General features: G+C 69.2%; 12 protein-coding genes. 9 read left to right on the top strand and 3 right to left on the bottom strand.

The genetic code is table 11. The features are described 5' to 3' along the window. Window positions 1-109: 109 nt before the first annotated feature. From BLQ39_RS11180 to BLQ39_RS11200, 5 genes are all read left to right on the top strand, one after another. A complete protein-coding gene (locus BLQ39_RS11180) occupies window positions 110-1,486 on the top strand; it encodes a DUF6421 family protein (RefSeq protein WP_092324029.1) in 1,377 nt (458 codons plus the stop codon). Beyond that, window positions 1,479-2,171, top strand: a complete 693-nt coding sequence (locus BLQ39_RS11185) for an SDR family NAD(P)-dependent oxidoreductase (RefSeq protein ID WP_241982946.1) — start codon at window positions 1,479-1,481, stop codon at window positions 2,169-2,171. The genes BLQ39_RS11180 and BLQ39_RS11185 overlap by 8 nt, the downstream gene beginning before the upstream one ends. A gap of 114 nt (window positions 2,172-2,285) precedes the next feature. Next, window positions 2,286-3,356, top strand: a complete 1,071-nt coding sequence (locus BLQ39_RS11190; protein ID WP_241977173.1) for a threonine aldolase family protein — start codon at window positions 2,286-2,288, stop codon at window positions 3,354-3,356. Continuing rightward, window positions 3,353-5,044 carry a long-chain-fatty-acid--CoA ligase gene (locus BLQ39_RS11195; RefSeq protein WP_092324033.1) on the top strand — a complete coding sequence of 564 codons (1,692 nt, stop codon included), beginning with the start codon at window positions 3,353-3,355 and terminating at the stop codon, window positions 5,042-5,044. Before BLQ39_RS11190 ends, BLQ39_RS11195 begins: the two co-directional genes overlap by 4 nt. A 128-nt stretch (window positions 5,045-5,172) precedes the next feature. Then, window positions 5,173-5,766, top strand: a complete 594-nt coding sequence (locus BLQ39_RS11200; protein ID WP_092324034.1) for a nitroreductase family protein — start codon at window positions 5,173-5,175, stop codon at window positions 5,764-5,766. 98 nt (window positions 5,767-5,864) lie between these two features. Here the strand turns inward: BLQ39_RS11200 and BLQ39_RS11205 are convergent, their stop codons facing one another. Together BLQ39_RS11205 and BLQ39_RS11210 are read right to left on the bottom strand one after the other, a co-directional pair. Continuing rightward, entirely contained in the window at window positions 5,865-6,272 is a 408-nt protein-coding gene (locus tag BLQ39_RS11205; protein ID WP_092324036.1) for a hypothetical protein, read from the bottom strand. Window positions 6,273-6,396: 124 nt separating this feature from the next. Beyond that, window positions 6,397-7,182: an IclR family transcriptional regulator gene (locus BLQ39_RS11210; RefSeq protein WP_092324037.1), complete on the bottom strand. Its 786-nt coding sequence runs from the start codon at window positions 7,180-7,182 to the stop codon at window positions 6,397-6,399. A gap of 171 nt (window positions 7,183-7,353) precedes the next feature. Here BLQ39_RS11210 and aceB point away from each other — a divergent pair, with 171 nt between their 5' ends. From aceB to allB, 4 genes are read left to right on the top strand one after another with little or no spacing between them, the layout of a single operon-like run. Beyond that, window positions 7,354-8,952, top strand: coding sequence for a malate synthase A (aceB, locus tag BLQ39_RS11215; RefSeq protein WP_092324106.1), 1,599 nt, complete (start codon window positions 7,354-7,356; stop codon window positions 8,950-8,952). A gap of 3 nt (window positions 8,953-8,955) precedes the next feature. Continuing rightward, window positions 8,956-10,278, top strand: a complete 1,323-nt coding sequence (locus BLQ39_RS11220) for a DUF6986 family protein (protein WP_092324039.1) — start codon at window positions 8,956-8,958, stop codon at window positions 10,276-10,278. Continuing rightward, window positions 10,275-11,087, top strand: coding sequence for a bifunctional allantoicase/(S)-ureidoglycine aminohydrolase (locus BLQ39_RS11225; RefSeq protein WP_092324041.1), 813 nt, complete (start codon window positions 10,275-10,277; stop codon window positions 11,085-11,087). The genes BLQ39_RS11220 and BLQ39_RS11225 overlap by 4 nt, the downstream gene beginning before the upstream one ends. Window positions 11,088-11,089: 2 nt before the next feature. Further along, complete coding sequence (gene allB / locus BLQ39_RS11230) at window positions 11,090-12,466, top strand: allantoinase AllB (protein WP_092324043.1); 1,377 nt, start codon at window positions 11,090-11,092, stop codon at window positions 12,464-12,466. On the opposite strand, the gene xdhC is transcribed toward allB, so the two are convergent. Continuing rightward, window positions 12,446-13,270 (bottom strand): xanthine dehydrogenase accessory protein XdhC, encoded by an 825-nt coding sequence (gene xdhC / locus BLQ39_RS11235; protein WP_092324045.1) that lies wholly within the window; start codon window positions 13,268-13,270, stop codon window positions 12,446-12,448. The genes allB and xdhC overlap by 21 nt on opposite strands. Window position 13,271 lies beyond the last annotated feature (1 nt).

Here is a 13,271-nt window from a genome sequence, read left to right on the forward strand (position 1 = left end):
AAGAAGTCGTAAGAAACGCCGCTCGCGGCCGGATATTCTGAGGATACGGCGCACCCAACGCGCCGCCCACTGCCGCGACCGCGGCGAACTCAGAGGACGGGAGGTTCCCATGTCGAATTATGTTGCAGAAGCACTGGTCGGTGAGCCCGAGGTTCTCGAGGACGTCGCGACCCACCCGGCCTGGCTGCGCCTCAAGGCCGCCGCGACCGCCCTGCAGGGCGTCCAGGCGCAGAACGGTTCGATCCCCGAGCCGTCGGCGCACCCGGATGCCGCGGCCCGCGTCGCCGTGATCACCACCGCCATCCGGGAACTCGCCCCGCTGTTCCCGCACGACGCCGCCTATCTCGACGCCGCGGTGGCCGACTTCGACCGCTGGGCGAGCGAAGGCTTCGGCGAGCCCGACTTCTACGACGCGCTGATGGCCTTCCAGCCGCAGCAGCACCGGGTCGACGGACTCCGCCACCTCGTGGTCTTCCCGATGTACACGCAGAACGGCAGCTCGAACCGCCTGGTCGAGGCCGTTCTGATCGCGGTCATCTGGCCGGCGTTCATTGCGGAGCTGGAGCAGGAATACACCAACGGTTTGTTCGTGCCGATCCGCTTCCTCGACTTCACTCCCGGCTACGACACCAACTCCGCGGTGCTGTTCCCCGAGACGGTCGCCATGCGCGAGATCCCGACGTTCACCTGGGGGGCGATCTTCGCCGACCGCGAGGCCGCCAGGTACCGCCGGGTCGTGCGCGCGGCATCCGAGATCACCCGTCTCGAACTGCCCGACGACGCGGCCGCGCTGCTCGACGACCAGCAGCTGGCCGAGGAGACCTTCGTCATGTGGGACCTCATCCACGACCGCACGCACATGCGCGGCGACCTGCCGTTCGACCCCTTCATGATCAAGCAGCGGATGCCGTTCTTCCTGTATTCGCTGGAGGAACTGCGCTGCGACCTGACCGCCTTCCGCGAGTCGGTCAGGATCGAACGTGACGAAAACGCCAGCCCGGAGGCGCGCAGGCACGCCAAACTGGTTCAGTACGCCGTGATCTTCGACCGGATCTTCCGGTTCTCGATCACCGGCAGCCGAACCCGCAACTACGACGGCCTCGGCGGTCAGCTGTTGTTCGCGTGGATGCACCAGCACCACGTGCTGCACTGGACCGACACCCGGCTCGCCTTCGACTGGGACGCCGTCCCGGACGTGGTGATCGCGCTCGGCGCGCAGATCGACGACCTGTACTGGGCGTCGATCGACCGCCCGAAGAAGGCGCACTGGCTGGCGGCGTACGACATGATCAGCGCCACGTTGACCCCGAACCCGGCTTCGACCTGGGCTCGCGGGCTGCCGCTCGAGGTGCTCGCCGGTCCGCCGAAGGGCTACACCGACCTGGTGCTGGACGACGAGTTCCCGCTGTCCATGTTCTTCGAGGCGCTGGACAAGAAGATGAAGTCCGTCATCGAGTCGACCGTTGGGATCACCGCGCGTGGCTGATGTCCCCACCGGGGCGACGGCGCCTGCCGTCGCTGGTCGCACCGTGCTCATTGCCGGCGCGACCAGCGCGGCCGGGGTCGCCGTCTGCGCGGCGCTGTCGGCGGCGGGGGCCACGGTGATTGCCGTCGGCTCGAACGTGGACCACCTGCAGGCGCTGAAAAGCCAGGTTCCGGATGCCGCCACCTTCGTCTACGACCTCGCCAACTTCGCCGAGGTGCGCGCCCTGGCCCACACCGTGCACGAGGCGCACGGCCGCATCGACGGCCTCATCCACCTCGTGGGCGGCTGGCGCGGCGGGGGCGGGCTGGCCGGCCAGACCGACGAGGACTGGGATTTCCTGCACGGCCGCGTTCTCACCACCCTGCGCAACACGACCCGCGCCTTCAACGACGACCTGCTTGCCTCCCCGGCGGGCCGCCTGGCGATCGTGTCCTCGGTCTCGGTCGACAAGCCGACACCGGGCGGCGCGAACTACGCGACGGCCAAGGCCGCGGCCGAAACCTGGACCCGCGCGGTCGGGCAGGGCTTCGCGAAGACGGCCCCGGATGCCGCGGCGGTCATCTTCGCCGTGCGCGCCCTCGAGGGCCTCGAGGCCGAGCTCGCCGCGTCGGTGGTCGGCCTGTGGGACGCGCCGGCGGCATCCGTCAACAACACCCGGATCCCGCTCCACACGCGCCCAGATTGACGGTTGCGCTCGAGTTTGCCGGGCGCACCGGTCAATCTCGACCGCAACCGCCAAGGTCGGCGGGACGCGGCGTGACCACTTCGCGGGCTCAGCAGAATGGGCCAAGATGGAGGGGTGACCCAAATCCATGACCTGAACTCCCGCGGCTTCGCCTCAGACAACTATTCGGGCGTGCACCCCGAGATCCTCGAAGCCATCGTGGCCGCCAACGGCGCCCACCAGATCGCCTACGGCGAGGATGTCTACACGGCACGGCTGCAGGAGGTCTTCGCCGAGCACTTCGGCGAGGGCGTCGAGGCGTTCCCCGTGTTCAACGGCACGGGCGCGAACGTGATCGGGCTGCAGTCGATGCTGCCTCGCTGGGGCGCCGTCATCTGCACGGCCACCGCGCACATCCACTCGGATGAGGGCGGAGCGCCCGAGAAGGTCGCCGGCATCAAACTGCTCCCGATCCAGACCCCCGACGGCAAGCTCACCCCCGAGCTCATCGCCCAGGAAGCCTGGGGCTGGGGTGACGAGCACCGCGCCCAGCCGCTGGTGGTCTCGATCACGCAGTCCACCGAGCTCGGCACGGTCTACACGGTCGACGAGGTGCGCGCGATCGCCGACTACGCGCACGCGAACGGCATGAAGCTGCATATGGACGGCGCCAGGATCTCCAACGCCGCCGCCTCGCTCGGCGTGCCGTTCCGCGCCTTCACCCGCGATGCCGGCGTCGACGTGCTCAGCTTCGGCGGCACGAAGAACGGCCTGATGTACGGCGAATGCGTGGTCGTGCTGAACCCGGACGCCTCCGAGGGCCTGATCTACCTGCGCAAGCTGAACATGCAGCTGTCCTCGAAGATGCGCTTCATCTCGGCCCAGTTCATCGCCCTGCTCGGCGGCGACCTCTGGCTGCGCAACGCCGGCCACGCCAACGCCATGGCCGCCCGGATGCGACTGGCGCTCGAACACGGGATCGCGACGGGTTCGATCACCGGCGTCAGGTTCAGCCAGCTCAGCCAGGCCAACTCCATCTTCGCGGTGATCCCGCCCGGCATCGGCGACCGGCTGCGCGAGTCCTTCCGCTTCTATGACTGGGATGCGGCGACCGGCGAGGTGCGCTGGATGTGCGGCTTCGACACGCACGAAGAAGACATCGACGCCTTCGTCGCCGCGCTGGAGCGGGAACTCGCGGTCCGATGAGCGTCTTCGCCGCCAGGCCGTGGCTCGGCGCCTACGCGCCCGGCGTGCCGACCGCGGTCGAGTCATCGACGCAGACCCTCGTCGACATGATCGACGGCTCGGTCGCCCGGTTCGGCGACCGAGTCGCCCTCGACTTCTTCGGCGCGACCACGAGCTACCGGCGCCTCGGCGACCAGGTAGCCCGGGTGGCGAACGGGCTGCGTCGCCTGGGCGTGAAACCGGGCGACCGGGTGGCGCTCGTGCTTCCGAACTGTCCGCAGCACGTGGTCGCGTTCTACGCGGTCCTGCGCCTGGGCGCGATCGTCGTCGAACACAACCCGCTCTACACCGAGCGGGAGCTCCGTCACCAGTTCGAGGACCACGGCGCACAGGTCGCGATCGTCTGGGACAAGGTCTACGCCACCGTGCGCGACTTCCCGAAGGACATGGGGGTGTCGAAGGTCATCGCCGTCGACCTCACCCAGGCCATGACGCTGGGCAAGCGGCTGCTCCTGGCCCTGCCGATCCCGAAGGCGCGCGCCTCTCGTTCGGCCCTGACCATCGGTCGCCTCCCGTCGGACGCCCTCGACTGGGACTCCCTCGTCGGCTCCCGACGGCTGCGCCCCTCGCATCAGCGGCCCGGCGTCGGCGACATCGCCGCGCTCCAGTACACCAGCGGCACGACAGGCGCCCCGAAGGGCGCCATCCTCACCCACTTCAACCTCCGCACCAACGCCCTCCAGGGCGAGGCGTGGGTGCAGGGGCTCCGCCCGGGCGAGGAGGTCGTCTACGCGGTCCTGCCGATGTTCCACGCCTACGGGCTGACGCTCTGCCTGACCTTCGCCATGGGCACGGGCTCCCGGCTCGTGCTGTTCCCGAAGTTCGACGAGGGCCTGGTGCTGGATGCCGCCCGGCGCACCCCGCCGACGTTCATGCCCGCCGTTCCCCCCATCTACGACCGGCTGGTCACGGCTGCCGCGAAGCGCAAGATGAGCCTGCGCGGCATCCGTTTCTCCATCTCCGGGGCGATGAGCCTGCCGGTGGCGACCGTGCAACGGTGGGAGGACGCCACCGGCGGCTGGCTGGTGGAGGGCTACGGGATGACCGAGACCTCACCGGTCGCGCTCGGAAACCCGATCGGGCCGAGCCGGCGCCCCGGCACGGTGGGCGTGCCGTTCCCGAGCACCGAGATCCGCGTTGTTGACCCGGACGACCCCACCGTGGATCGCGGATTCGACGAGGAGGGCGAACTGCTCATCCGCGGGCCGCAGGTGTTCTCCGGATACTGGAACCGGCCGGAGGAGACCGCCGAAGCGCTTCTTCCGGGCGGCTGGCTGCGCACGGGTGACATCGTCAGCGTCACCCCCGACGGCTTCGTCACGGTCGTCGACAGGATCAAGGAACTCATCATCACCGGCGGGTTCAATGTGGCCCCCTCGGAGGTCGAAGCGGCCCTCCTCTCCCATCCCGCCGTGCAGGATGCCGCCGTCGTCGGGCTGCCGAGCAAGGCAGGCGGCGAGGACGTCGTGGCCGCGGTCGTGCTCAAGGCGGGCGCGAGCCTCGACGTGGACGCCCTGCGGGACCACTGCCGCACCCGCCTGTCCGCGTACAAGGTTCCGAGGAACGTCGTCCAGGTCGGGGACCTGCCGCGTTCCCTGATCGGCAAGGTGCTGCGCCGCCAGGTGCGCGAGAGTCTTTCCGAGAAGTAGGTCGCCCGCGAGGGCGCCTCCCTTTCGTGGCTATATGCGGGTGCATGGAATATGGCGACGACGATCGCGTTTAGACAGGTGGGTCAGTGTTGCCCCGCCCCCGTGTTCCAGCCGAAGGACAGCACCCCATGACCCTGATCACCGATTCCATCAGCCGCGCCGCCGACACGACCTCGCCCATCCTCCCGGTTCTCGCCGAGCGCTGGAGCCCGCGCGGCTACGATTCCGCCGCCGTCATCGACGAGACCACCCTGACCACGGTGCTCGAGGCCGCCCGCTGGGCGCCGTCGGCCAGCAACATCCAGCCCTCGCGCTACATCGTCGCCCGCCGCGGCTCGGCGAGCTTCGGCACCATCCACGCCGCCCTGATGGGCTTCAACCGGGCCTGGGCGGATGCCGCCTCCGTCTTGATCGTGAACGTCGCCGAGCTGGACATCGACGACACCCGCCAAAACCCGTGGGCCCGGTACGACCTCGGCCAGGCCGTCGCCCACCTGACGATCCAGGCGCAGCACGAGGGCCTGCACACCCACCAGATGGGCGGCTATGACGCCGCCGCGCTCGCGCTGGCCTTCGGGCTGGCCGACAACCAGGCGATCGTGTCGATCACGGCCATCGGCGTGCTCGCCGATGTCGGCACCCTCTCGAAGGAGCTGCTCGAGCGCGAATCCGCGCCGCGCACGCGCAAGCCCCTCGCCGACCTGCTCCTCGTCAACGACTGACCGGGCCGTTCCACGTTCAGTTGCGGACAACGGACCTTCACTTCGCTGGGGAAGGTACTTTCTCCGCAACTGAATGCCGGGGAGCGTGTCGAGTTTCGCTAGGCGGCCAGGCGCGCCTGGGAACGGCGGGCCAGGCGCACGGCGCCATCCGGCACCTTCGTGTCGCGGTTCAGCCGGGCCCCGTGGCCGATGCGGGCGTCAGCCCCGATCCGAGAGTGGCTGCCGATGCGCACGTCGTTGCCGATGACGGCCCCACGGCCCACGTGCACGTCGTCGCCGATGAAGGCCAGGCTGCCGATCCGCGCACCCTGGTCGATCCAGCTTCCCTGGCCGATCCATCCTCCGCGGGCGACGCGAGCCTCGGCCTCCACATACGTCGTGGACGCGATGAACGTGCTGTCCTCGACGTTCGCCCCCGGCGCCACCAGCCCGCCGCCGTTGGCGTGCCTACGGTACTTCGTGACCGTGCCGGCGGCGTCTTCTACTTCTTCGATCTTCCGTGTCATTGCCTCTCCCCGGACGCGTCATGCGCGTCGTGCGTTCGGACGCGTGGTGCGCGTCGCTGGCTTTAACACGCGGGCGGCACGGTTGATTCCCCGGCCGGCCCGACCTCAACCGGCCGGTCTGCCCTCAACCGGCCGATTTGTGCGAGACGCCGTGGGCTTCCGGGCGGACGTCGTCGCCAATCACCCGCGCGGCGGCGAGCAGCAGGGGAATGGCCCGGGCAGCGAACGCGTCGCCGACGCGGGACACCGGGCCGGAGACCGAGATGGCCGTGGGCGTCGGGGCGCCGGGGACCGCAACGGCAAAGCATCGCACGCCGATTTCCTGCTCGTTGTCATCAATGGCGTAGCCCCGCTCACGGGTGCGGGCCAGGTCGGCCAGCAGCTCGTCAACGGTGCCGATGCTCATCTCCGTGGGCGTCGGCATGCCCGCCCGGGCGACGATGCCCCGCACCCGGTCGTCGTCAAGCTGGGCCAGGATCGCCTTGCCGACCCCCGAGTCGTGGGTGTGCACCCGACGCCCCACCTCGGTGAACATCCGCATCGAGTGCGCCGAGGGGACCTGGGCGATGTACACGACCATGTCCCCGTCGAGCATCGCCATGTTGGACGTTTCGCCCAGCTCGGAGACCAGGGAGGCCAGTTGCGGCCGGGCCAGGGCGCCGAGCTGCTTGCTCGCCCCGTCGCCCAGCCGAATCAGGCGCGGACCCAGCGCATAGCGCCGATTGGGCAGCTGCCGGGCGTATCCGAGCGCCACCAGGGTGCGCAGGAGGCGGTGAATAGTGGGGAGCGGCAGATCGGTCGACCCGGCCAGTTCAGACAGGGTCACCTCGCGCCCGGCATCCGTGATGAGCTCCAGGAGTTCGAAGACACGCTCCACAGACTGAACGCCGCCGATAGTCTTTACCGCCATTCCCTGGCCTCCCGTGAGTGTCTGACAGAAATTTACCGCATGGCGAAATTTTTGTCTCAAATCCTAAGATACCTCAGGATTGTGGGGGCCGGCGGGGAGACCTGGGAACGGTTGTGTTTCCGCAGGATAGACAATAATATCCGTAATATGAAAGAACCTGGCGGAACGATGATGTCGCTGACACTCACTGACGCGCGGCCGGTCGCCCGCGCCGAGGAAATTCTCACCCCGGAGGCGCTGGCCTTCATCGAAGACCTGAACCGCCGCTTCGCTCCCCGACGGAGTGAACTTCTCGGCGAACGGAAGGCCAGGCGCGACACCGTGGCCGCCACGGGCAGGCTGGACTTCCTGCCGGAGACCGCCTCGGTGCGCGCCGGCGATTGGCAGGTCGCCGCGGCTCCCGCGGCCCTGCGCGACCGCCGGGTCGAAATCACCGGCCCGGCCTCGCCGGCCAAAATGGCCATCAACGCGCTCAACTCAGGGGCCCGTGTGTGGCTGGCGGACCTCGAGGATGCCAGCTGCCCGACCTGGCCCAACGTGGTCGACGGCATCCTGAACCTGCGCGACGCAGCCGCCGGAACCCTCGCCTACACCTCGCCGGAAGGCAAGGAATACCTGCTGCGCACCGACGCCTCTCCCGCCGTGGTCATCACCCGGCCGCGCGGGTGGCACATGGTCGAACGCCACGTGCTGATCGACGGCGAGCCCGCGGTGGCAGCGCTCGTGGACTTCGGCCTGCACTTCTTCCACACAGCGAAACTGCTGCTGGCGGCTGGCCGTGGACCGTACTACTACCTGCCCAAGATGGAGAGCCATCTCGAGGCCAGGCTCTGGAACGACATCTTCGTTTTCGCCCAGGACTACCTGGGCGTGCCGCAGGGCAGCATCCGTGCCACGGTACTGATCGAGACCATCCCGGCGGCCTTCGAAATGGACGAGATCCTCTTCGAGCTTCGCGACCACGCCTCGGGCCTCAATGCCGGACGCTGGGACTACCTGTTCAGCATCGTGAAATACTTCCGCGATGCGGGCCCGGCGTTCATCCTGCCGGACCGATCCTCGATCTCCATGACGGCGCCATTCATGCGCGCGTACACCGAGCTGCTGGTCAAGACCTGTCACCGGCGCGGCGCCTTCGCCATGGGCGGCATGGCTGCGGTCATCCCGAACCGGCACGAACCCGCGGTCACGGAGGAGGCCTTCCGCAAGGTCAGGGCGGACAAGGTTCGCGAGGCGCTCGACGGCTTCGACGGCTCCTGGGTGGCTCACCCCGACCTCGTGCCCGTCTGCCAGGAGGTGTTCGACGACGTTCTCGGCGAGCGCCCCAACCAGCTCGACAAGGCGCGCCCCGAGGTTACCGTGACGGCGGATCAGCTGCTCGACATTGCCTCCGCGGCCGGCCAGGTGACCGAGGCCGGGCTGAGGCTGAACCTTTACGTGGCCGTGGCGTACACCGCCGCCTGGATCTCCGGAAACGGGGCCGTCGCCATCCACAACCTGATGGAGGATGCCGCGACGGCAGAGATCTCCCGGTCCCAGGTCTGGCAACAGATCCGCAACGGTGTCACGCTCAGTGACACGGGGCGCACGGTGACCCGCGAACTCGTCGCCCGGATTCTCGGCGAGGAGACGGAGAGACTTCGCTCGGAAGTGGGCGAGGAGGCCTTCAACGCGTTCTACCGGCCGGCCGGCGAGCTGATTGGGGAGATCTGCCTCTCTCCGGAGTACACGGATTTCCTCACCACGCCCGCCTACGAGCTGATCGACTGACCCGTGGGCGCAGCCACCTCCCTCTCCGCCGCTGATCTGCGGCAGATTGACACCCAGCTGGCCGCCACCGACACCCTGCTGGACACGAACTACCCCGGTGACGACGGCAGCCGCCAGCCGGTGCACACCGTCTACGTCCCGGCGGACCTGTTCACGCCGGGCCTGGCCGCCGAGTGGGGAGAGCGAGCCCTGCACGCTGCGGCCGCCCACGGCGGCCTGTCCCGGCTGGGGTCGCTTCTGGGATTCGACGATGACCTCGCCGAAGCGCTCTCGACTCGCGTCGAGACGAAGCTTTCGAGCGAACCGATCGAGGACCTGCGGCTGGACTTCGAGGATGGCTACGGAAACCGCGGCGACGAGGCGGAAGACGAGGACGCGGCGAACGCAGCGCGGCTGGTGGCCCGGTCGGTGGCCGAGGGCACCGCTCCGCCCTTCATCGGGATCCGCTTCAAGGGCCTGGAGACGTCCACGCGTGCCCGAGGGCTGCGCACCCTGGACCTGTTCATCTCGGGCCTGGTCACGGCGGGCGAGCTCCCCGACGGCCTGGTGCTGACGCTGCCCAAGGTCACGACGGTGGACCAGGTGCAGGCGATGGGCTACGCCGTTGGCCGGCTGGAGGACGTGCACTCGCTGCCCGCCGGCCGGTTGCGCTTCGAGGTGCAGGTTGAGACGCCGCAGCTGATCCTCGGCCCGGACGGAACCTCGCCGGTGGCCCGACTGGCGCACGCTGTGCCCGGGCGGATCAGCGGGCTGCACTACGGAACCTACGACTACAGCGCCTCGCTGCAGATCTCGGCCGAATACCAGTCGATGGAGCATCCGGTCGCGGACTTCGCCAAGGAGGTCATGCAGCTGGCGGTTGCCGGCACCGGCATCCGGCTCTCGGATGGTTCCACCAACGTCATTCCGGTGGGCGACGGCGTCGATGACGCCTGGCGCTTGCACGGCCGGCTGGTTCGACGGTCGCTGGAGCGTGGCTACTACCAGGGCTGGGACCTGCACGCGGCGCAGCTGCCGAGCCGATTCGCCGCCACCTTCGGCTTCTACCGGCAGGGACTGCCCGCCGCTGCGCTCCGGCTGCGCGCGTATGCGGACCTGACCGCCCGGGACAGGGCCGCCCCGGTCGGGGCCGGAAGCGGCATCCTGGACGAGCCGGCGACGGCACGCTCCCTGGCGGGGTTCGTGCTTCGCGGTGTGCAGTGCGGCGCGGTCGGCGCCGAGGAGGCCCTGGCCGTGACCGGCCTGGGCCTGGCCAGGCTCACCCTGCTTGCCCATCCGCGATTGGATGCCGGTAGCCTTGCCGGAACTCCGGGAGCAGACGCATGAGCAACTATTATTCCCCAGAGGGCGGCCTGCCCGCCCAGACCGCGCTCCTCACCGACCGCGCGGTGGTCAAGGCGGCGTACACGGTGATCCCGAGGGGCGTGCTGCGGAACATCGTCACCAGCAACCTCCCCGGCTGGGAGAACACCCGGGCGTGGATCCTGGCCAGGCCGATCGCCGGCTTCGCCACCACCTTCGCCCAGTACATCGTCGAGGTGGCGCCCGGCGGCTGCAGCGCGAAGCCGGAGCCAGAGGCCGGCGTCGAATCCGTTCTCTTCCTCACCAGGGGCACGCTCACGCTGACGCTCGACGGCACCGAACACACGCTGGAACCGGGCGCCTATGTCTACACGGCGGCCGGGGCGCGGTGGTCGGTGAGAAACGACGGCGACGAACCCGCGACCTTCCAGTGGGTGCGCAAGGCCTACGAGCCGCTCGAGGGCTACACGGCCACGTCATTCGTCACCAGCGATGCCGCCGTGACGCCCTCGGCCATGCCGGACACGGACAACCGGTGGTCGACCACCCGCTTCGTCGACCCGAACGACCTGGCCCACGACATGCACGTCAATATCGTCACGTTCGAGCCCGGCGCCGTCATCCCGTTCGCCGAAACCCATGTGATGGAGCACGGCATCTTCGTGCTCGAGGGCAAGGCCGTCTACCGGCTCAATGACGACTGGGTCGAGGTGGAGGCAGGCGACTTCATGTGGCTGCGCGCGTTCTGCCCCCAGGCCTGCTACGCCGGCGGCCCCGGGCAGTTCCGCTACCTCCTGTACAAAGACGTCAACCGGCAGATCCGCCTGACCTGACGATGAGCGCCAGGCCTGAAGACACCGCGCCGACGGGCCCCGCGGCCCGCGGGTTCGACCTGGTCATCCGCGCCTCAAGGATCCTGACCCCCGCCGGCATCGTGTCCGCCGAGGTCGGCATCCGCGCCGGAGTGATCACCCGGATCGAGCCGCTGGGCAGCGGTTTGGACGGGGTCAGCACGATTGAGCTGACGGCCGACGAAACCCTGATCCCCGGACTGGTCGACACCCACGTGCACGTCAATGAGCCCGGACGCACGGAGTGGGAAGGCTTCGCGTCGGCCACCCGGGCCGCCGCGGCCGGCGGTGTCACCACGATCATCGACATGCCGCTGAACAGCATCCCGCCGACGACGACCGCCCGGGCGCTGGAACTCAAGCGCAGCGTGGCGCAGGGCCAGTGCTTCGTCGACGTCGGTTTCTGGGGCGGCGCCGTCCCCGGCAACACGGCGGAGCTGCGCGGGCTGCACGACGCCGGCGTGTTCGGCTTCAAGTGCTTCCTGCTGCCGTCGGGGGTGGACGAGTTCCCCCCTCTCGAGCCGGCCGAGATGGAGGCGGACATGGCCCTGACCAGCGGATTGAACTCCGTGCTGATCGTTCACGCCGAGGATGCCCGCACGATCGACCGGGCGCCGGCCGCCGCGGGCGACCACTACGACACCTTCCTCGCCTCCCGACCGCGGGCGGCCGAGAACCTCGCCATCGCCGACGTCATCGAACGCGCGCGCCGGACCGGTGCGCGCGCGCACATCCTGCACCTGAGCTCCTCGGACGCGCTGCCGATGATCGCCGGCGCCAGGCGCGACGGGGTGAAGCTGACGGTGGAGACCTGCCCGCACTACCTGACCCTGACGGCCGAGGAAATCCCCGACGGCGCGACGGCGTTCAAGTGCTGCCCGCCGATCCGCGAAGCCTCCAATCGCGACCTGCTCTGGCAGGGCCTGACGGAGGGCGTCATCGATTGCATCGTGTCCGACCACTCCCCGAGCACGCTTGACCTGAAAGACCCGGCGAACGGTGACTTCGCGGTCGCCTGGGGCGGGGTGTCCTCCCTGCAGCTGGGCCTCTCCCTGGTCTGGACAGAGGCCCGGACCAGAGGGATCAGCCTCGAACGGGTGCTCGGCTGGATGTCCACCACCCCGGCGAACCTCGCCCGGCTCACCCGGAAGGGACGGCTCTCCGTCGGATCCGACGCGGACATGGCCATCTTCGGCGCCGAGGACACATTCGTCGTCGACGCCCGGAAGCTCAACCACAAGAATCCGATCACTCCCTACGACGGCCGGACGCTGACCGGCGTCGTGCGCATGACGTTCCTCCGCGGCCGGGAAGTCGACGGCCGGACGCCGACCGGCAGGCTACTGCGCCGCGGGACCTGAGCCGGCCGGCACGGTTTCGAAGCGCTGGAGCAGCTCGGCCGCCACGCTGACGGCGATGGCCGCGGGATCCTTCGAGGTGATCCCCGGCAGGCCGATCGGAGTGTGGATGCGGGCCAGATCTTCCGGCGTGTGGCCCTCGTCGGCCAGGCGCTGCTGGAAACGCCGCCATTTGGCGCTCGAACCGATCAGGCCGATGGACGCCAGCTCGGGGAACCGGAGCGCGACGTCGCAGAGCGCCACATCCTCCGCATGGTCGTGGGTCATGATCAGGACATGCGTGCCGGCCGGAAGCAGCTCGAAAACCACCTCCGGAACCGGTGCGTGATGCACGCGAAGGCGGGCAGTACTCCCGCCCAGGACGGCGAGTCGATCCTCGGCGAGCTGGTCGGCGCGGGAGTCGACCAGGTGCAGGTCCAGCTCATGGCGGCTGAGAATCCGAGCCAGCTCGAGGCCCACATGCCCCAGACCGAAGATGACGACGGCGGGCACAACCCTGATCGGTTCCACCAGCAGCACCACCTCTCCCCCACAACACTGCACGCCGTGCACGGCCGGGGCCTTGTCGCTCAGCTGGACGGTCATCAACTCCGGCTCGGCGGCATCCGCGGCAATCAGGGTCCTGGCCCGCTCGATCGCGGTTTCCTCGAGGTTGCCGCCGCCGATTGTCCCCCAGGCCTCGTGCGCGGAGACGACCATCTTCGCGCCGCCGTTCCTCGGTGCGTGCCCGCGCACCGCCGCGACCGTGACGATGACCCCGGCCAGCCGGTTCGCACGCAGATGTTCCACCGCGTCGATCCACGCCATG

It is taken from the genome of Cryobacterium psychrotolerans, assembly GCF_900101115.1.
GTDB lineage: Bacteria > Actinomycetota > Actinomycetes > Actinomycetales > Microbacteriaceae > Cryobacterium > Cryobacterium psychrotolerans.